This window comes from Streptomyces liliifuscus (assembly GCF_016598615.1).
In the GTDB taxonomy this organism is placed as follows: Bacteria; Actinomycetota; Actinomycetes; order Streptomycetales; family Streptomycetaceae; genus Streptomyces; species Streptomyces liliifuscus.
The window spans coordinates 2,340,585-2,359,393 of record NZ_CP066831.1 but is presented as its reverse complement, the minus strand read 5'-3'; the positions used below and the strand labels follow the sequence as shown (position 1 = coordinate 2,359,393).

Annotated in this window: 15 protein-coding genes; 14 read left to right on the top strand and 1 reads right to left on the bottom strand. The window is 71.3% G+C overall.

Annotation, left to right across the window (positions count from 1 at the left end):
* Positions 1-56 precede the first annotated feature (56 nt).
* Positions 57-734, top strand: a complete 678-nt coding sequence (locus tag JEQ17_RS10055) for a GntR family transcriptional regulator (RefSeq protein WP_200394915.1) — start codon at positions 57-59, stop codon at positions 732-734.
* A 121-nt stretch (positions 735-855) separates the two neighbouring features.
* Here the strand turns inward: JEQ17_RS10055 and JEQ17_RS10050 are convergent, their stop codons facing one another.
* Positions 856-1,680, bottom strand: coding sequence for an NAD(P)H-binding protein (locus tag JEQ17_RS10050; RefSeq protein ID WP_200394914.1), 825 nt, complete (start codon positions 1,678-1,680; stop codon positions 856-858).
* Between the two features lie 228 nt (positions 1,681-1,908).
* Between JEQ17_RS10050 and JEQ17_RS10045 the strand changes: the two genes are divergently transcribed.
* From JEQ17_RS10045 to JEQ17_RS09985, 13 genes are all read left to right on the top strand, one after another.
* Positions 1,909-3,090, top strand: a complete 1,182-nt coding sequence (locus JEQ17_RS10045) for an ROK family transcriptional regulator (protein WP_200401411.1) — start codon at positions 1,909-1,911, stop codon at positions 3,088-3,090.
* A 217-nt stretch (positions 3,091-3,307) separates the two neighbouring features.
* The gene (locus JEQ17_RS10040) at positions 3,308-4,825 is read left to right on the top strand and encodes a sugar ABC transporter ATP-binding protein (protein ID WP_200394913.1); all 1,518 of its coding nucleotides are present in this window, start codon (positions 3,308-3,310) and stop codon (positions 4,823-4,825) included.
* The gene (locus JEQ17_RS10035) at positions 4,822-5,841 is read left to right on the top strand and encodes an ABC transporter permease (protein ID WP_200394912.1); all 1,020 of its coding nucleotides are present in this window, start codon (positions 4,822-4,824) and stop codon (positions 5,839-5,841) included. Before JEQ17_RS10040 ends, JEQ17_RS10035 begins: the two co-directional genes overlap by 4 nt.
* A 17-nt stretch (positions 5,842-5,858) precedes the next feature.
* Entirely contained in the window at positions 5,859-6,896 is a 1,038-nt protein-coding gene (locus JEQ17_RS10030; protein WP_200394911.1) for a substrate-binding domain-containing protein, read from the top strand.
* 157 nt (positions 6,897-7,053) lie between these two features.
* A complete protein-coding gene (locus JEQ17_RS10025) occupies positions 7,054-8,274 on the top strand; it encodes a Gfo/Idh/MocA family protein (RefSeq protein WP_200394910.1) in 1,221 nt (406 codons plus the stop codon).
* 13 nt (positions 8,275-8,287) lie between these two features.
* Positions 8,288-9,292 carry a sugar phosphate isomerase/epimerase family protein gene (locus JEQ17_RS10020; RefSeq protein ID WP_200394909.1) on the top strand — a complete coding sequence of 335 codons (1,005 nt, stop codon included), beginning with the start codon at positions 8,288-8,290 and terminating at the stop codon, positions 9,290-9,292.
* Positions 9,293-9,383: 91 nt separating this feature from the next.
* Entirely contained in the window at positions 9,384-11,903 is a 2,520-nt protein-coding gene (locus tag JEQ17_RS10015; protein WP_200394908.1) for a PQQ-dependent sugar dehydrogenase, read from the top strand.
* Between the two features lie 12 nt (positions 11,904-11,915).
* Positions 11,916-13,319, top strand: a complete 1,404-nt coding sequence (locus JEQ17_RS10010; protein ID WP_200394907.1) for a ThuA domain-containing protein — start codon at positions 11,916-11,918, stop codon at positions 13,317-13,319.
* Between the two features lie 167 nt (positions 13,320-13,486).
* Complete coding sequence (locus JEQ17_RS10005; protein WP_200394906.1) at positions 13,487-14,785, top strand: inositol-3-phosphate synthase; 1,299 nt, start codon at positions 13,487-13,489, stop codon at positions 14,783-14,785.
* Positions 14,786-15,183: 398 nt separating this feature from the next.
* On the top strand, positions 15,184-16,185 hold the full coding sequence (locus JEQ17_RS10000) for an SCO3242 family prenyltransferase (RefSeq protein WP_407700145.1): 1,002 nt from the start codon (positions 15,184-15,186) through the stop codon (positions 16,183-16,185).
* Complete coding sequence (locus JEQ17_RS09995) at positions 16,182-17,201, top strand: sugar phosphate isomerase/epimerase family protein (protein ID WP_200394904.1); 1,020 nt, start codon at positions 16,182-16,184, stop codon at positions 17,199-17,201. The genes JEQ17_RS10000 and JEQ17_RS09995 overlap by 4 nt, the downstream gene beginning before the upstream one ends.
* Positions 17,198-17,896, top strand: coding sequence for an EboA domain-containing protein (locus JEQ17_RS09990; protein ID WP_200394903.1), 699 nt, complete (start codon positions 17,198-17,200; stop codon positions 17,894-17,896). Before JEQ17_RS09995 ends, JEQ17_RS09990 begins: the two co-directional genes overlap by 4 nt.
* Positions 17,896-18,807: a TatD family hydrolase gene (locus JEQ17_RS09985; RefSeq protein WP_200394902.1), complete on the top strand. Its 912-nt coding sequence runs from the start codon at positions 17,896-17,898 to the stop codon at positions 18,805-18,807. Before JEQ17_RS09990 ends, JEQ17_RS09985 begins: the two co-directional genes overlap by 1 nt.
* Positions 18,808-18,809: the final 2 nt, after the last annotated feature.

Sequence of the window (18,809 nt, the reverse complement as noted above, 5' to 3'; positions counted from 1 at the left end):
CTGAGGCTGCCGTGCTGTCGGCGCGCACGCCGCCACTGCCCAGGAGGGGGACCGCGATGTTGTCGACCGGACTGCCGCAGGGGTCGGTGCCCAAGCTCGAACGGCCGGGGCCGCTCCGGGACCGTGTCTACGAGGCGTTGCTCGAACTCATCACGACCCGTGCCCTGCAGCCCGGCCAGCATCTGGTCGAGAGCGAGTTGGCGGGACACCTCGGGGTCTCCCGGCAGCCCGTGCGCGAGGCGCTGCAGCGGCTGAACACCGAGGGATGGGTCGATCTGCGCCCCGCCCAGGGTGCCTTCGTGCACGAACCGACGGAGGCCGAGGCGGACCAACTCCTCACGGTGCGCACGCTGTTGGAGGCCGAGGCCGCCCGGCTGGCGGCGGCCAACACGGGCACGGCGGGCATCGCCGCCCTTGAGGAGCTGTGCGCCCAGGGCGAGGAGGCGGTCGGCGCCGACGACGTGGACGGGGCGGTCGCGATGAACGCCCGCTTCCACGCGAAGGTCATGGAACTCGCGGGCAACACGGTCCTCGCCGAACTGGCCGCCCAGGTCGACCGGCGGGTCCGCTGGTACTACACGCCCGTCGCCCGGCAGCGCGGCCACCAGTCCTGGATCGAGCACCGCGAGCTGATCGCCGCGATCGCGGCCCGCGACGAACAGCGCGCGACCGAGGTCATGCGCGCTCACACGGAGCACACGCGCCGGACCTATCACGCCCGCCCTCGCGACTGAGTGCCCGCTGGGTGCCGTGGGCGTCTGGGCGGTTCGGTGTCGTCCGCGGGTGCGTCGTGGCTGGGCGCGCAGTTCCCCGCGCCCCTTACGGGGCTCCCCCTGTTTCGGAGGAGGGGCGTCGTCAGAACGCGTTCGTGTGTTCCGTCGCCCACTCGCGGAACGTGCGCGGCGGTCGTCCCGTGACCTCCTCGACCGTGGGCAGGACCTGGGACTCGTCCAGGATCCCGTCGGCGAAGAAGCGCAGGAAGGCCTCGGCGTACGGAGCCGGGAAGGCGGCCCCCAGCGCCTCGCGGGCCTCCTCGTCCGTGAGGCCGACGGTACGCAGCTCGCGGCCCAGCACCTCACCGAGGACGGCGATCCGGTCGGCGGGCAGCAGCGACTGAGGCCCCGTCAGGGTGTAGACGTGGCCCGCGTGTTCGGGCGAGAGAAGAGCCCGGGCGGCGACCTCGGCTATGTCGTACGGATCGATGTCCGCCGTACGGACACCGGGGAACGGCACCCGCACCTCGTCGCCCTTGCGTATCTGGTCCCCGAGCGACACCGCGTTCGACATGAAGCTCACGGGCCGCAGGAAGGTCCAGTCGAGCCCTGACTCGCGCACCCCGTCCTCCGCCGCCCGCAGATAGCGGGTGACCGCGTTGCCGTCGTCGACCGCGGCCGACTTGCCGGAGAGCATCACGACCCGCTCGACACCCGCCGCCCGCGCGTCGGCGAGGACGGCCCGCTGTCCCTCGTACCCGGGCATCAGGAACAGGGCCCGCACCCCGTCGAGCGCCTCCCGTACGGTCTCCGGGCGGTTCAGATCGCCGGCCACCCCCTCGGCACCCTTCGGGAGCCCGGCCCCCTCGCCCGATCGGCTCATCGCGCGCACCGGCTCGCCCGCGGCGGCCACCGCGCGCACCACACCGGCGCCTACGTTCCCCGTGGCACCCGTCACCAGGATCATGAGTTGCCCCCTCTCCCGCCCGGGCCACGGCAGCCCGGAGCACAGGGTGCCCATCCTGCTGTGTCCTTCCGCGCGGGGCCACCGCTCCAACTCGCTTTGTCCTCTGAGTGGAAGAAGTCGTCGGCAATTCGTGCGCAACTTCTTCCCAGCTTCGGCAGCCACTGCTACGTTCCACTCGAAAGCCAACGACGGCGGTGCCGATGAGGCGGGGAGGGGCTCGTGAGACGTATGACGGCGCGACCCGGAAACGCCCACCAGGCGCGGCTGCTCAGGCTGTTGCGTGACGGGGGTCCCAACTCGCGGGCCCAGCTGGGCGATCAGGTGGACCTCTCGCGGTCCAAACTGGCCGTCGAGGTCGAACGGCTGCTGGAAACGGGCCTGGTCGTGGCCGACGGACTCGCCGCCTCGCGCGGTGGCCGCCGCTCCCACAACATCAGGCTCGCTCCCGCGCTGCGCTTCCTCGGGGTCGACATCGGCGCCACCTCGGTCGATGTCGCCGTCACCAACGCGGAGTTGGAGGTGCTGGGGCACATCAACCAGCCCATGGACGTGCGAGAGGGCCCGGTCGCGGTCTTCGAGCAGGTTCTGTCCATGGCGGCGAAGTTGAAGGCTTCGGGGCTCGCGGAGGGGTTCGACGGCGCCGGTATCGGCGTGCCCGGTCCGGTTCGCTTCCCCGAGGGCGTCCCGGTCGCCCCGCCGATCATGCCGGGCTGGGACGGGTTCCCGGTCCGGGAGGCACTGAGTCAGGACCTCGGCTGCCCCGTCATGGTCGACAACGACGTGAACCTGATGGCGATGGGGGAGCAGCACGCGGGCGTGGCGCGTTCCGTGGGCGACTTCCTCTGCGTCAAGATCGGTACCGGTATCGGCTGCGGGATCGTCGTCGGCGGTGAGGTCTACCGCGGTACGACGGGCAGTGCGGGCGACATCGGCCACATCCAGGCCGTGCCGGACGGCCGCCCGTGCGCGTGCGGCAACCGGGGCTGCCTGGAGGCCCACTTCAGCGGCGCCGCGCTCGCCCGCGACGCCACGGAGGCCGCCCAGCAGGGGCTTTCCCAGGAACTGGCGGCACGACTGGAGGCGGCGGGCGCCCTGAGCGCCGTCGACGTCGCCGCCGCGGCCGCCGCGGGTGACGCCACCGCGCTCGATCTGATCCGCGAGGGCGGCAACCGCACCGGCCAGGTCATCGCCGGACTCGTCAGCTTCTTCAATCCGGGCCTGGTGGTGATCGGCGGCGGCGTGACCGGACTCGGCCACACCCTGCTCGCCGCGATCCGCACCCAGGTCTACCGCCAGTCGCTGCCTCTGGCGACCGGCAACCTCCCGATCGTTCTGGGGGAGTTGGGCCCCACCGCCGGAGTCATCGGCGCGGCCCGGCTCATCAGCGACCACCTCTTCTCACCCGCGTAACGCCTGCTTCCAGAGCCGCCAGAGCGCAACCACGCCTTCACGAGCCTCACCAGCCGCAAGAGCGCCACTTCCGCACGAGTCGCCAAAGCGCCACATTCTCCACGAGCCGCACCTCTTCCCGAGGCGCATCCGCACCACACCTCGCAACCACACCCTGCTTCGCCCTGCCTCACTCCGCCCTGCCCTGAGACCGGCCCGCACGCCGAGGGGAACCGTCATGGCTCCAGAACCACCCCTGCTCACCATGTCCGGCATCACCAAGTCGTTCCCCGGTGTCCGGGCCCTCGACGGCGTCGACCTGGACGTCCAGACCGGCGAAGTGCACTGCCTGCTCGGCCAGAACGGCGCCGGGAAGTCCACGCTCATCAAGGTCCTGGCAGGCGCCCACCAACCGGACGACGGATCGATCACCTGGCGCGGCGAACAGGTCACCCTGCGCTCGCCCATCGCCGCCATGCGCCTCGGCATCGCCACCATCTACCAGGAACTCGACCTGGTGGAGCATCTGTCGGTGGCCGAGAACGTCTACCTCGGCCATGAACCGACGACCGCCGGCTTCGTCGTGCGCGGCAAGGACGCCAAGGCTTCAACTGCCGCCCTGCTCAAGCGACTTGGGCACTCGGAGGTCGATCCCGCGCGGCTCGTCGGTGACCTGTCCGCGGCCCAGCAGCAGATCGTCTCCATGGCACGGGCGCTCTCCCACGACGTACGCCTCATCGTCATGGACGAACCGTCCGCGGCCCTGGACCCCGACGAGGTCGACAACCTCTTCCGCATCGTCGGCGACCTCACCGCGGAAGGCGTCGCCGTCGTCTACATCTCGCACCGGCTGGAGGAGATCCGCCGCATCGGCGACCGGGTCACGGTCCTCAAGGACGGCCGGGCGGTGGCGGGCGGACTGCCCGCGAAGTCGACGCCGACCCGCGAGGTCGTCGCGCTGATGACCGGGCGGAACGTCGAGTACGTCTTCCCCGAGCGGCCCACGCACCAGGCGCTGCCCGATCCGGTGCTGGAGGTCCAAGGCCTCGCCCGGTACGGGGAGTTCGCCTCCCTCGACCTCACCCTGCGCCCCGGCGAGATCGTCGGCCTCGCGGGACTCGTCGGCTCCGGCCGCTCCGAGATCCTGGAGACCATCTACGGCGCCCGCAAACCGAGCACCGGGCAAGTCCTCGTCGACGGCAAGCGGTTGAAGCCCGGCAGCGTCCGCGCCGCCGTCCGCGCCGGACTCGGACTCGCCCCCGAGGAACGCAAGGCACAGGCCCTGCTGATGCTGGAGTCCGTCACCCGGAACGTGTCGGTGTCCTCCATGTCCCGCTTCTCGTACGGGGGTTGGCTCGACCGGAGCGCCGAGCGGAACGCGGCGCAGAAGGCGACCCGCGAACTGTCGCTGCGCCCGGACAACCCGAACGCACCCGTGCGCACCCTCTCCGGCGGCAACCAGCAGAAGGCGGTCCTCGCCCGCTGGCTGCTGCGCGGCTGCCGGGTGCTGCTGCTCGACGAACCGACCCGCGGCGTCGACGTCGGCGCCCGCGCCGAGCTGTACGCCGTCATCCGCCGCCTCGCCGACGAAGGCCTGGCCGTGCTCATGGTCTCCAGCGAAGTACCCGAGGTCCTCGGCCTCGCCGACCGCGTCCTGGTGCTCCGCGAGGGCCGGGTCGTGCACACGGCGCCCGCCCAGGAGCTCGACGAACACCGCGTACTCGACCTCGTCATGGAAGGAAGCCCGGCGTCATGACGCAGCCCGTGTCCCCGCCCCGGGACGACACCCCGAAGCTGTCACCACAGGTGGAACCCAGTCCGTGGCGGGCGGTCGTGGCCCGTGCCGACGTCCGCACGCTCTCGCTGCTCGGTGTGCTCGCCGCCCTGATCCTCATCGGAGGCATCACCAAGCCCGACGAGTTCCTCGACACCCGCAACCTCCAACTCGTCCTCACCCAGGCCTCGGTGATCGGTGTCGTCACGGTCGGCATGACCTTCGTCATCATCTCCGGAGGCATCGACCTGTCCGTCGGCGCGATCGTCGCGCTCGCCTCGGTATGGGCGACGACCGTCGCCACCCAGGACTACGGCTTCGTCGGCATCTTCTTCACGGCGGTGATCGTCGGCGTCGGCTGCGGACTCGTCAACGGGGTACTGATCGCGTACGGCACCATGGTGCCGTTCATCGCGACCCTGGCCATGCTCGCCTCGGCCCGCGGTCTCGCCCTCCAGATAACCGACGGCAACACCCAGGTCGTCACCGTCGACGGCATCCTCGACCTCGGTGAGCGCGACTCCTACGTCCTGGGCGTCCCGCCGCTCGTCATGGTGTTCGCGGTCGTGACGATCATCGGCTGGCTCGTGCTCAACCGCACCACCTTCGGCCGACGCACGGTCGCAGTCGGCGGCAACGCGGAGGCGGCCCGGCTCGCCGGCATCGACGTACGCCGCCAGCGCCTCTACCTCTACCTGCTGTCCGGACTGTGCTGCGGCATCGCGGCCTTCCTGCTGATCATCCTGTCCGGCTCGGGCCAGAACACCAACGGCAACCTCTACGAACTCGACGCCATCGCCGCCGCGATCATCGGCGGCACCCTGCTCACCGGGGGACGCGGCACCATCGTCGGCTCGGTGCTCGGAGTCCTGATCTTCACCACGATCACCAACATTTTCGCCCTGAACAACCTGCAGAGCGACGTCCAGCAGATCGCCAAGGGCGCGATCATCGTCGCCGCCGTGCTCGTCCAGCGCCGTACCGCCAGCACGACCTGAGGAAAGGGTTCACCGCCATGCCAGAGATCACGAGCCGCAGAGGACTGCTCTTCGGCACCGCCGCCGTCTCGGCCGGTGTCCTCCTCGCCGGTTGCACCAGCAATGAATCCGACGACGAGCCGGCCTCCAACGACCAGCCCGCCGCCGACGACAAGCCCGGCAAGCAGGTCACCATCGGCTTCGCCGGCCCGCAGGCCGACCACGGCTGGCTCAACGCGATCAACGACAACGCCAAGAGCCGCGCCAAGAAGTACAAGGACGTGACGCTGGAGATCACCGAGGGCTCCAACGACACCGCCCAGCAGATCGGTCAGATCGAGACGCTGATCAACAAGAAGGTCGACGTCCTGGTGGTGCTGCCCGCCGACGGCAAGGCGCTCACCCAGGTCGGCCTCCAGGCCATGCGTGCCGGCATCCCGGTCGTCAACCTCGACCGGATCTTCAACTCCCCGCAGGCGTACCGCTGCTGGATAGGCGGCGACAACTACGGCATGGGCCTCAACGCCGGCCACTACATCGGCGAGAAGCTCAAGGACAAGAAGGGCGCCCGGGTCATCGAGCTCGCGGGCCTCGACAACCTGGAGCTGACGAAGCAGCGCACGCAGGGCTTCGACGCGGCTCTCAAGAACTACCCGAACATCAAGAAGGTCGCCCGCCAGGCCGCCGAGTTCACCGTCGAGTCAGGACAGGCCAAGATGTCCCAGCTCCTGCAGGCCCAGTCGAACTTCGACGCCCTGTGGAACCACGACGACGACCAGGGAGTCGGCGCCCTGCGCGCCATCGAGCAGGCCGGACGCGACGACTTCCTGATGGTCGGCGGCGCGGGCGCCCTGTCCGCCATGCAGGCCATCGAGTCGGACAACAGCGTCCTCAAGGCCACCGTCCTCTACCCGCCCACCATGGCCGCGTCCGCGATCGACCTCGCCCGCGCGCTGGGCCAGAGCAAGGGCATCGGCGGCCTCGCCGAGTTCGAGATCCCGGCGTCCCTGACCCTCTACTCGGCGGTGGTCGACAAGGCCAACGTCAAGCAGTACCTGCCCACCGGCTTCAAGTAGGCCGTGCCCCGCCAGGGGCGCCCCGTCGGGGGCGCCCTCCGGGGGCGCGGGGAACTGCGCGACCAGCCACAACGGACCCGCAGATCACCCGCGCACCCCGCGGAGCGCTGTCGCACGACACCCCCCACCGCGCCACCACGAAGAGGAGGACCTCCGCATGGGACAGCCGCAGCAGCCCGACGAGGCACAGGCCGGGGCAGCGGCCGGAAGGCCGCCCCTGGGCGTGGGCATGGTCGGATACGCGTTCATGGGCGCCGCCCACTCACAGGGCTGGCGCACCGTGGGCCGTGTCTTCGACCTGCCACGCCGACCGGTCCTCGCCGCTGTCTGCGGCCGTGACGCAGGAGCCGTACGAGCGGCGGCCGACCGGCTCGGCTGGGCGGCCGCCGAGACCGACTGGCGGGCACTGATCTCCCGCGAGGACGTCGACCTCGTCGACATCTGCACCCCCGGCGACAGCCACGCCGAGATCGCCGTCGCCGCGCTCGCCGCGGGCAAGCACGTGCTGTGCGAGAAACCCCTCGCCAACACGGTCGAGGAGGCCGAGGCGATGGCCGAGGCCGCCCAGGCCGCCGCCGAGCGCGGCCAGGTGGCGATGGTCGGCTTCAACTACCGCCGGGTGCCCGCCACTTCACTCGCCCGGAAGATGGTCGCCGAGGGGCGCCTCGGCACCCTGCGGCACGTCCGGGTGACCTACCTTCAGGACTGGCTGGTGGACCGGGAGTTCCCGCTCACCTGGCGGCTGCGCAAGGAGACGGCGGGCTCGGGAGCGCTCGGCGACCTCGGGGCGCACATCGTCGACCTCGCCCAGTACCTGGCGGGCGAGCCGGTCGTGGGAGTGTCCGCCCTCACCGAGACCTTCGTACGGGAGCGGCCGCTGCTGTCCGGATCCTCCAGCGGCCTCTCGGCGGCCGGGGGCAGCGAACTCGGGGCCGTCACGGTCGACGACGCCGCCCTGTTCACCGGACGGTTCGCCTCCGGCGCCCTCGCGTCCTTCGAGGCCACCCGGTTCGCCACCGGCCGCAAGAACTCCCTGCGCATCGAACTCAACGGCGAGAACGGCTCGTTGGCCTTCGACCTGGAACGCCTCAACGAGCTCTCCTACCACGACGGCACGGAGCCCGGCACCCACGCCGGTTTCCGCCGCATCCTCGTCACCGAACCCGACCACCCCTACCTGGAGGCCTGGTGGCCGCCGGGCCACGGCCTCGGCTACGAGCACACCTTCACCCACCAGGCCCGCGACCTCGTGCACGCGATCGCGGACGGCGGGCAGCCGCTGCCCTCCTTCGCCGACGGGCTGCAGGTGCAGCGTGTGCTCGCGGCGGTCGAGGAGAGCGCCGAGAAGAACTCCGTCTACACCCCCATCGCGAGTTGAGGAAGGCCAGTCCATGCCGCGCAACTTCACGCTGTTCACCGGCCAGTGGGCCGACCTGCCGCTCGAAGAGGTCTGCCGGCTCGCCCGCGACTTCGGCTACGAGGGACTCGAACTCGCCTGCTGGGGCGACCACTTCGAGGTCGACAAGGCGCTCGCGGACTCCACCTACCTCGACTCGCGCAGGGAACTGCTCGACAAGTACGGCCTCAAGTGCTGGGCCATCTCCAACCACCTGGTCGGCCAGGCCGTCTGCGACGCCATCATCGACGAACGCCACCAGGCGATCCTGCCCTCCCGCATCTGGGGCGACGGCGAGGCCGAGGGCGTACGGCAGCGCGCGGCGGCCGAGATCGCCGACACCGCGCGCGCCGCGGCGGCCTTCGGCGTCGACACCGTCATCGGCTTCACCGGCTCCGCGATCTGGCACCTGGTCGCGATGTTCCCGCCGGCCCCCGAGTCGATGATCGAGCGCGGCTACGAGGACTTCGCCATGCGCTGGAACCCCATCCTCGACGTCTTCGACAACGAGGGAGTGAGGTTCGCGCACGAGGTCCACCCCAGCGAGATCGCGTACGACTACTGGACGACCCAGCGCGCGCTGGAGGCCGTTGACCACCGGCCGGCCTTCGGGCTGAACTTCGACCCCTCGCACTTCGTCTGGCAGGACCTCGACCCGGTCGGCTTCCTGTGGGACTTCCGCGACCGGATCTACCACGTGGACTGCAAGGAGGCCCGTAAGCGCCTCGACGGCCGCAACGGACGGCTCGGCTCCCACCTGCCGTGGGGCGACCCGCGCCGCGGCTGGGACTTCGTGTCCGCGGGCCACGGCGACGTGCCCTGGGAGGACGTGTTCCGGATGCTGCGCTCCATCGACTACAAGGGCCCCATCTCGGTCGAGTGGGAGGACGCGGGCATGGACCGCCTCCAGGGCGCACCCGAGGCACTCACCCGGCTGAAGGCGTACGACTTCGAACCTCCGACGGCGTCCTTCGACGCGGCGTTCGGCGGCAACGACTAGCCACCCCCCTCACAGAGTTCGTTCCGGGGTGGCGGCGCACCCCGGCGCATCGCACCCGCATGTACAACCAGCCCCACTCTGGAGGCATTCAGTGCACGGGAACGACCACATACGCACCACCAGAACCGAGAGCCACAGACGACGCCCGAGAATCCGACTGCGCAAGGCGCTCGCCCTGTTCACCGGTGCGCTCCTCGCGGGTGCCTCACTCACTCTGGCCGCGCCGCCGGCGGGCGCCGCCGTCGCCGACCCGGCCGCCGCGCCGGCCGCGCCCGCGGCCGCCGAGGACTTCCAGCAGGTCACGCTCGCCAAGGGCGAGCCCGAGGTCGGCGAGCCCATGTCGCTGGCCGTCCTCCCGGACCGCTCGGTCCTGCACACCTCGCGCGACGGCGAACTGCGGATCACCGACAGCGCCGGCAACACCAAGCTGGCGGGCAAGCTCGCCGTCTACTCGCACGACGAGGAAGGCCTGCAGGGCGTCGGCATCGACCCCGGCTTCGCCGACAACCGCTTCATCTACCTCTACTACGCCCCGCCGCTCGACACCCCGGCGGGCGATGCCCCCGAGACGGGCACCGCGGCCGACTTCGCGCCCTTCGACGGCGCCAACCGGCTCTCGCGCTTCGTCCTGAAGGCGGACGGCACCCTCGACAACGCCAGCGAGAAGAAGATCCTCGACGTCCCGGCGACCCGCGGCATCTGCTGCCACGTGGGCGGGGACATCGACTTCGACGCGGCCGGGAACCTCTACCTGTCGACCGGTGACGACTCCAACCCGTTCCAGTCGGACGGCTACTCGCCCATCGACGAGCGCGCCAACCGCAACCCCGTCTTCGACGCGCAGCGCACCTCCGGCAACACCAACGACCTGCGCGGCAAGATCCTGCGCATCAAGGTGAACGCCGACGGTTCGTACACGGTCCCCGAAGGCAACCTCTTCGCACCGGGCACGGACAAGACGAAGCCCGAGATCTACGCGATGGGCTTCCGCAACCCGTTCCGCTTCAGCGTCGACAAGAAGACCGGCATCCTCTACGTCGGCGACTACGGCCCGGACGCCGGCGCCGCCGATCCCGCGCGCGGCCCGGCCGGCCAGGTCGAGTTCGCCCGCGTCACCGAGCCCGGCAACTTCGGCTGGCCCTACTGCACGGGCAACAACGACGCCTATGTGGACTACGACTTCGGCACGGGCGCGTCGGGGGCCTCCTTCGACTGCTCCGCACCCAAGAACACCTCGCCCAACAACACGGGCTTGACGGACCTGCCCCCGGCCCAGACCGCGTGGATCCCCTACGACGGCGGATCCGTGCCCGAGTTCGGCAGCGGCTCCGAGTCCCCGATGGGCGGCCCGGTCTACGACTACGACGCCTCGCTCGACTCCCCGGTCAAGTTCCCGGAGGCGTACGACGGGGACTTCTTCGCCGGCGAGTTCGGCCGCCGCTGGATCAAGCGGATCGCCTCGGACGACAGCGGCACCGTGCAGTCCATCAACAACGTGCCGTGGACCGGCACCCAGATCATGGACATGGCCTTCGGCCCGGACGGCGCGCTGTACGTTCTCGACTACGGCCTCGCGTGGTTCGGCGGTGACGAGAACTCGGCCCTGTACCGGATCGAGAACGCGACCGACGGCCACTCGCCCGTGGCGCAGGCCGCGGCCGACCGCACCTCGGGACAGGCGAAGCTGAAGGTCAAGTTCTCCTCGGCCGGCACCGCGGACGCCGACGGTGACGCCCTCACGTACAGCTGGGACTTCGGCGACGGCGGCACGTCGACCTCGGCGAACCCGACGTACACGTACAAGAAGAACGGCACCTACACGGCGACGCTGACCGCGAAGGACGCCACCGGGCGGACCGGCAGCGCGAGCGTACGGATCGTCGTCGGCAACACCGCGCCGAAGGTGACCCTCCAACTCCCCGAGGACGGGCAGCTGTTCAGCTTCGGTGACGCCGTGCCCTTCAAGGTCAAGGTGACCGACCCCGAGGACGGCAGGTCCATCGACTGCGCCAAGGTGAAGGTCAGCTTCGTCCTCGGCCACGACAGCCACGGCCACCCGCTGACCACCGCAAACGGCTGCTCCGGCACCATCCAGACCAGCGCCGACGGCGGCCACGACGAGGACGCCAACATCTTCGGTGTCTTCGACGCGGAGTACACCGACAACGGAGGCGGCGGCCAGGAGGCCCTCACCACGCACGACCAGAACGTCGTCCAGCCCAGGCACCGGCAGGCCGAGCACTACGGCAAGTCGGAGGGCGTCACGATCCAGACGAAGGCCACCGCACACGGCGGAAGGACCGTCGGTGACATCAACAACCGCGACTGGATCTCCTTCGAGCCGTACGTCCTGAGCAACGCCACGAAGATCACGGCACGCATCTCCTCCGGCGGTACCGGCGGAAAGCTGGAGGTACGCGCGGGCTCGCCGACCGGCCGCCTCCTCGGCACCGCGACCGTGCCGGTGACCGGCGGCTGGGAGAACTTCCAGGATGTCACCGCCAATCTGACGAAGGCGCCGCGCGGCACCACCACGCTCTACCTCGTCTTCAAGGGGAGCGGGACCGGAGCCCTGTACGACGTGGACGACTTCACCTTCACAACCCGCTGAGGAAGGTGCGCCATGCGAGCAACTGGCCGAACAGTGACCGCCGTCATGGGCGCAGCCCTGCTCATCGGGTGTGTGTCGGGCCCGGCCGCGTCGAAGGGACCCTCCGGCTCGTCGGGGTCCTCCGGAGCGGCCGCGTCGAAGAAGCCCTCGGCGGGTGAGCGGGTGCTGGTGTTCTCCAAGACCGCCGGGTTCCGGCACGACTCGATCCCCGAAGGGGTCGCCGCGGTGAAGAGCCTCGGCGCCGCGAACGGGTTCAGGGTGGACGCCACCGAGGATGCGGGAGCCTTCTCCTCGCGCAACCTCGGCCGGTACGACGCCGTCGTGTTCCTCTCCACGACCGGGGACGTCCTCAACAACGCCCAACAGCGGGCCTTCGAGGGCTACATCAAGCGCGGCGGGGGTTACGTGGGCATCCACGCGGCCGCCGACACCGAGTACGACTGGGAGTTCTATGGCGGCCTCGCCGGCGCCTACTTCCAGTCGCACCCGGCGATCCAGCCCGCGCGGATCGAGGTCGAGGACCGGGCACACCCGGCCACTTCGCACCTCGGGGAGTCCTGGAACCGCACGGACGAGTGGTACAACTACCGTTCCAATCCCCGGGACCGGGCCCACATCCTGGCCTCGCTCGACGAGTCGTCGTACAGCGGCGGCACGATGAGCGGCGACCATCCGATCGCCTGGTGCCAGGAGTACCGGGGCGGCCGCGCCTTCTACACCGGCAGCGGTCACACCAAGGAGTCGTACGCCGATCCCGCCTTCCGGCAGCACCTGCTGGGCGGCATCCGGTGGGCCGTCGGCGCCGCGGAGGCCGACTGCCGCCCGGAGAAGGGGTATTCACCCCTCTTCGACGGGACCGCCGAGTCACTGGCGGACTGGAAGCAGGCGGGACCGGGCTCGTTCTCGCTCTCGGACGACGGCGCACTCACGTCGTCCGGCGGCCTGGGCATGCTCTGGTACGCGGACCGCGGCCTCGGCTCGTACTCGCTGAAGCTCGACTGGAAGATGGCGAGTGCCTCCGGGGACGACAACTCCGGTGTGTTCGTGGGCTTCCCGGCCTCCGACGACCCCTGGTCGGCCGTCAACAACGGCTACGAGATCCAGATCGACGCGTCCGACGCCCCCGACCGCACCACCGGGGCCGTGTACAGCTTCCAGTCCGCCGACATCAGGCAGCGCGACCGTGCGCTGAACCCGCCGGGGGAGTGGAACACGTACGAGATCCGCGTGGAGGGCGAACGACTCCGCGTCTGGCTCAACGGCGTGAAGATCAACGATTTCACCAACACCGATCCGGCGCGCAGCCTGCGTGACGGTCACGTCGGCATCCAGAACCACGGAGCCGAGGACCAGGTGTCCTTCCGGGACATCCGGATCAAGGAACTGCCGGCGCGATCCGGCGCGCAGGGCGATTGAGCGGCGGCGGGCGGGGGACGCCGGACCTCCGCCCGCCGTCTTGTCCCTCCATCTGTTCCATGTGTCCGCTCTGCGGCAGCTGATTTTCCGGCTGCCGTTTCCGGCAAGCGTTTCCGGCAAGTGTTTCCGGCTTGCGAACGACCGCACGTACGACAAGGAGGCTGCCCATGTCCGCCGAATCCTCCGTCTCCCCGTCCCGGGTGGGAGTGTGGCTGATCGGAGCGCGTGGCTCTGTCGCCACCACGGCCGTCACGGGCTGCGCCGCGGTGACCGCGGGGCTGCACCCACCGACAGGCATGGTCACCGAGACCCCCGCGTTCGCCGACTGCGGACTGCCCCCGCTGTCGTCCCTCGTCTTCGGCGGTCACGACATGGTGGACTGCCCCCTGCCCAAGCGGGCGGAGGCGCTCGCCGCCGGGGGCGTGCTGCCGCCCGGACTTCCGGCCGCCGTCACCGCCGAACTCGCCGCCGCCGACCGGGAGATCAGGCTCGGTGGCCCGCTGTCCGGTGAGACGCGCGACGAGGACGAACTGGTCGAGGCCCTGGCCTCCGACATCCGCGACTTCACGAACCGATGCGGTCTTGACCGTACGGTCGTGGTCAACGTGGCGTCCACGGAACCCGTGCCCACCGGCGCGCAGCTCCCGGCCAGCTCCCTGTACGCGGCGGCCGCGCTGCGGGCGGGCTGCCCGTACGTCAACTTCACCCCGTCCATGGGTCTGCACCACCCGGCACTGGCGTCGGCCGCCTCGGCGTCCGGGCTGCCGTACGCGGGCCGGGACGGCAAGACCGGTCAGACCCTGCTGCGGTCGGTCCTCGGCCCGATGTTCGCGCAGCGCGCGCTGGCGGTCCGCGCCTGGTCCGGTACGAACCTGCTGGGCGGCGGTGACGGCGCGGCCCTCGCCGATCCCGGGGCCGCGGCCGCGAAGAACGCGGGCAAGGAACGCGTCCTGGCCGACACCCTCGGCGGGGTTCCCGAGGGCGAGACCCACATCGACGACGTGCCGTCCCTCGGCGACTGGAAGACCGCCTGGGACCACATCGCCTTCGACGGCTTCCTCGGCACCCGGATGGTCCTCCAGACGACCTGGCAGGGCTGCGACTCCTCCCTCGCGGCCCCACTGATCCTCGACCTGGCCCGCCTGGTCGCCCGAGCCCACGAGACCGGCCTCTCCGGCCCACTCTCCGAACTCGGCTTCTACTTCAAGGACCCGGTGGGGGAGGGGCCCGCGGCCCTGGGCGAGCAGTACGCGGAACTGGTGGGGTTCGCGGGGCGGTTGCGGGGGGCTGGGGCTGGGGCCGGAGCCGGAGCCGGAACGGGGTCCGGGGGTCCGCTGCGGGGCGTTGGGGATCCGCAACTGCCTTCGGGCGAGCGGCTTGGCTCGTCGGACGACCGGGCGGCCTCGTCGGGCGAGCGGGTGGCCTCGTCAGGTGAGCGGCGAGGCCTTTCGGGGGAGCGGCGATGAGTGGGAGCGGGGGGCCGGTGTCGCAGGACGCGAGCGCGGGTGGGCTGAATGGCGGCCCGAGCGGCGAACTGCACGTCAGCCCGGGCCAACTGCACGCAAGCCCGGGGCAGCCGCACGTCAGCCCGAGCGAGCTGCACGCGAGCCCGGGCCAGGTGCACACGAGCGCGGGTCAGCCGCACGTCAGCCCGAGTGAGCTGCACGTCAGCCCAGGTCAGCCGCACGGCGGCCCGAGCGAGTTGCACGCGAGCGCGGGCGAGTTGTACGGCAGCCCGAGCGAGCTGCACACGAGCCCGAGTGAGCTGCATGGCAGCCCGGGCCAGTTGCACACGAGCCCGGTGTCGCTGGGGGCGGATCTCGCGGAACAGCAGGCGGGCCCTGGGGCGCGAGGTGTGAGCCCGGTGCCACGGGACGCCGCGAGGACGACATCACCACGGACCGCGAGGCAGGGAGTGAACGTGAACGCCTGGGTGGAACTCCTGCGCCTCCCCGCCCTCTTCACCGTCCCCGGCGACGCGCTCGCCGGCGCCGCCGCGGCCGGGGCGCGCCCGACCCCCCGAACCCTGGCGGCCATCGCCTCCTCCCTCTGCCTGTACGAGGCCGGCATGGCCCTCAACGACTGGGCCGACCGCGAGGAGGACGCCGTGGACCGCCCGCACCGCCCCCTGCCCTCCGGCCGCATCAGGCCGGCCGCGGCCCTGGCGGCGGCCGGTGGCCTGACGGCGGCGGGCCTGGCCCTGGCGTCCACAGCGGGCCGCCGCCCCCTCGCGGTCGCAGGCGCGCTGGCGACCACGGTCTGGTCGTACGACCTGGTCCTCAAGCGCACATCCGCGGGCCCCGTGGCGATGGCCGCGGCCCGCGCCCTGGACCTCCTGCTCGGCGGGGCGGCCGCCAACGGCGACATACGCAGGGCCCTGCCCTCCGCACTGGCCCTGGGCACCCACACCCTGGCCGTCACCACGGTCTCCCGCCACGAGACCCAGGGCGGTTCACCCTGGGCCCCCTTGAGCGGCTTGGCCACGACGGCGGCACTGGCCTGGTCCATCACCCGCGACGCCCCGGCACGAGACCGTCAGCCGGCACGGGACCGCCACCCGGCGCAGGCCTGGAAACAGGTACCGGACCGCCAGCCAGGACGCGCGGCGGCGACCGCCGCGAGCCTCGTGTCCCTGCGCGGAGCACTCGCCGCCGTCTACGCGGCGACCGCCGCCCGCCCCCTCTTCCACGCCGCCCTCAACCCGTCACCCCAGCTCACCCAACGGGCCGTCGGCGGCGGCATCCGAGCCATGATCCCTCTGCAGGCCGCCCTCGCGGCCCGCTCCGGCGCCCCGGTCACCGCCCTGCTGACGGCGGCGCTCGCTCCGGCCGCCCGCCGGTTCGGCCGGAAGGTGAGCATGACATGAGCCTTCGGCCGAGCCTCCGCTCCACCGCGCACCCCCTCCGCTACTCCTACGGCACCAACGGCCTCACCGACCTACGCCTGGACGACGCCCTCTCCCTTCTCGCCGACCTCGGCTACGACGGCGTAGGCCTGACGCTCGACCACATGCACCTGGACCCGCTCGCCCCCGACCTCGCGGCCCGCACCCACAAACTGGCCCGCAGACTGGACCAGCTCGGCCTGGGCGTCACCATCGAGACCGGCGCCCGCTACGTACTCGACCCGAGGCGCAAGCACGGCCCGTCCCTCCTGGACCCGGACCCGGCCCAACGCGCCCGCCGCGCCGACCTGCTCGTCAGAGCCGTCCAGATCGCCACCGACCTAGGCGCCCACGCGGTCCACTGCTTCAGCGGCATCCTCCCGAAGGACACGACCGAGGAAACAGACACCAAAGCGGACACCGAGGGGGCCGCCAAAGGGGATGCCGCCGTGGCTCGCGAAGCCGCCGAGGACGCCGCCTGGAAGCGCCTGGCCGAAACCCTCACCCCCGTCCTCGACGCCGCCACCGCCGCCGGAATTCCACTCGCCGTCGAACCCGAGCCCGGTCACCTCCTCGCCACTCTCGACGACTTCCACCGTCTGCGTACCGCCCTCGGCAGCCCCGACGCCCTCGGCCTCACCCTCGACATCGGCCACTGCCAGTGCCTCGAACCCCTCTCACCCGCCGACTGCGTACGCGCCGCCGCCCCCTGGCTGCGCCATGTCCAGATCGAGGACATGCGGCGCGGTGTCCATGAACATCTCCCCTTCGGTGACGGAGAGATCGACTTCCCTCCTGTACTGGAAGCCCTCGCCGCCGTCGGCTACCAGGGCCTGGTCTCCGTCGAACTGCCCCGCCACTCCCACGCCGGCCCTCAACTCGCCCAGCAGTCCCTCCCGTTCCTCCACCACGCGGCCGCCGTCTCCACACCCCCGGACGCCGGCCGGCCGCCGATCCCCGGCGAGGGCTCCACCGCCTCCGAAGGGAGAACCCCGTGAAGGACCTCCACGACGACCTCGGCACCCCGACGGACGTCGCCCCGCCGGCCCTCACCGCCCTGCACACCCGCCTGAACGGACGGCTCGACGGCGCCGCCCGCGCCTGGCTGGACCAGGCCCTCGACGAGGCGGCCGCCCACCCGGGCACCCACGGGCCCATCTCCGTATGGGAGTTGAGGATCGCCGAGGCAGGCCGCCGCTGCGGCCCCGACCACGCGGAGGCGGCCCGCGTCCTCCTCCTGCACGCGGCCCGGGCCGACGCCACCACCCTCGCCCGCGTCTACCGCCAGGGCACCGCCGACGAACGCCGCGCCGTCCTCCAGGCCCTGCCCCACCTCGTGCGCGGCCCCGACGGCCTGCCGATCGTGGAGGACGCCCTGCGCACCAACGACACCCGGCTCGTGGCCGCCGCCGTCGGCCCGTACGCCGCCCTGCACCTGGATGCCCACAACTGGCGGCACGCCGTACTCAAGTGCCTGTTCACCGGTGTCCCCGTCGAGGCGGTGGCCGACCTGCCCCGCCGCGCCCGCGCCGACGCGGAACTCGCCCGCATGCTCGCCGACTACGCCGACGAACGCACCGCCGCGGGCCGTCCCGTACCCCAGGACCTGCACCACGTCCTGGCCCTGACCGAGCACCCGGCCACCCCGCCCGGCACCGACGCCCCCCACGGCAGCGACGGCAAGGAGTCCTGATGCGCATCTTCGACCCCCACATCCACATGACGTCACGGACCACGGACGACTACGAAGCCATGCACGCGGCCGGTGTCAGAGCCGTCGTCGAACCCGCCTTCTGGCTCGGCCAGCCCCGCACCTCGGTGGCCTCCTTCCTCGACTACTTCGACTCCCTCCTCGGCTGGGAACCCTTCCGCGCCGCCCAGTACGGCATCGCCCACCACTGCACCCTCGCCCTCAACCCCAAAGAGGCCAACGACCCCCGCTGCGTGCCCGTCCTCGACGAACTGCCCCGGTATCTCGTCAAGGACCACGTCGTGGCCGTCGGCGAGATCGGCTACGACTCGATGACCCCCGCCGAGGACACCGCCCTGGCCGCCCAGCTCCAGCTCGCCGCCACCTACGAGCTGCCCGCGCTCGTCCACACGCCTCACCGCGACAAGCTGGCCGGTCTGCGCCGCACCCTCGACGTGGTCCGGGAGTCCGCACTGCCCCCGGACCACGTCCTGATCGACCACCTCAACGAGACCACGGTCAAGGAGGCCAAGGACGGCGGCTGCTGGCTCGGCTTCTCCGTCTATCCGGACACCAAGATGGACGAGGAACGCATGGTCGCGGTCCTGCAGGAGTACGGGCCGGAGAAAGTGCTGGTCAACTCCGCGGCCGACTGGGGAAAGAGCGACCCGCTGAAGACCCGCAAGGTCGCGGACGCCCTGCTGAAGGCAGGGTTCACCGAGGACGACGTCGACCAGGTGCTGTGGCGCAACCCCGTCGCCTTCTACGGACTCAGCGGCCGCCTCGACCTGGACGTCGCCGGCACGGACGCCACCCACGAGGGCAACTCCATCCTCCGCGGCGTCCCGAAGACCGACCCCGGGACCGACCCGGGCACCACTCCCGAGGCCGCCGCCACGACGACGGGGGCGTGACC

Excerpts from the sequence above, each read along its gene's own strand:
- JEQ17_RS09995 (WP_200394904.1), top strand. The coding sequence starts at position 16,182 with ATGAGCCTTCGGCCGAGCCTCCGCTCCACCGCGCACCCCCTCCGCTAC.
- JEQ17_RS10025 (WP_200394910.1), top strand. The coding sequence starts at position 7,054 with ATGGGACAGCCGCAGCAGCCCGACGAGGCACAGGCCGGGGCAGCGGCC.
- JEQ17_RS10035 (WP_200394912.1), top strand. The coding sequence starts at position 4,822 with ATGACGCAGCCCGTGTCCCCGCCCCGGGACGACACCCCGAAGCTGTCA.
- JEQ17_RS10045 (WP_200401411.1), top strand. The coding sequence starts at position 1,909 with ATGACGGCGCGACCCGGAAACGCCCACCAGGCGCGGCTGCTCAGGCTG.
- JEQ17_RS10030 (WP_200394911.1), top strand. The coding sequence starts at position 5,859 with ATGCCAGAGATCACGAGCCGCAGAGGACTGCTCTTCGGCACCGCCGCC.
- JEQ17_RS10055 (WP_200394915.1), top strand. The coding sequence starts at position 57 with ATGTTGTCGACCGGACTGCCGCAGGGGTCGGTGCCCAAGCTCGAACGG.
- JEQ17_RS09985 (WP_200394902.1), top strand. The coding sequence starts at position 17,896 with ATGCGCATCTTCGACCCCCACATCCACATGACGTCACGGACCACGGAC.
- JEQ17_RS10040 (WP_200394913.1), top strand. The coding sequence starts at position 3,308 with ATGGCTCCAGAACCACCCCTGCTCACCATGTCCGGCATCACCAAGTCG.
- JEQ17_RS10005 (WP_200394906.1), top strand. The coding sequence starts at position 13,487 with ATGTCCGCCGAATCCTCCGTCTCCCCGTCCCGGGTGGGAGTGTGGCTG.
- JEQ17_RS10010 (WP_200394907.1), top strand. The coding sequence starts at position 11,916 with ATGCGAGCAACTGGCCGAACAGTGACCGCCGTCATGGGCGCAGCCCTG.
- JEQ17_RS10050 (WP_200394914.1), bottom strand. The coding sequence starts at position 1,680 with ATGATCCTGGTGACGGGTGCCACGGGGAACGTAGGCGCCGGTGTGGTG.
- JEQ17_RS10020 (WP_200394909.1), top strand. The coding sequence starts at position 8,288 with ATGCCGCGCAACTTCACGCTGTTCACCGGCCAGTGGGCCGACCTGCCG.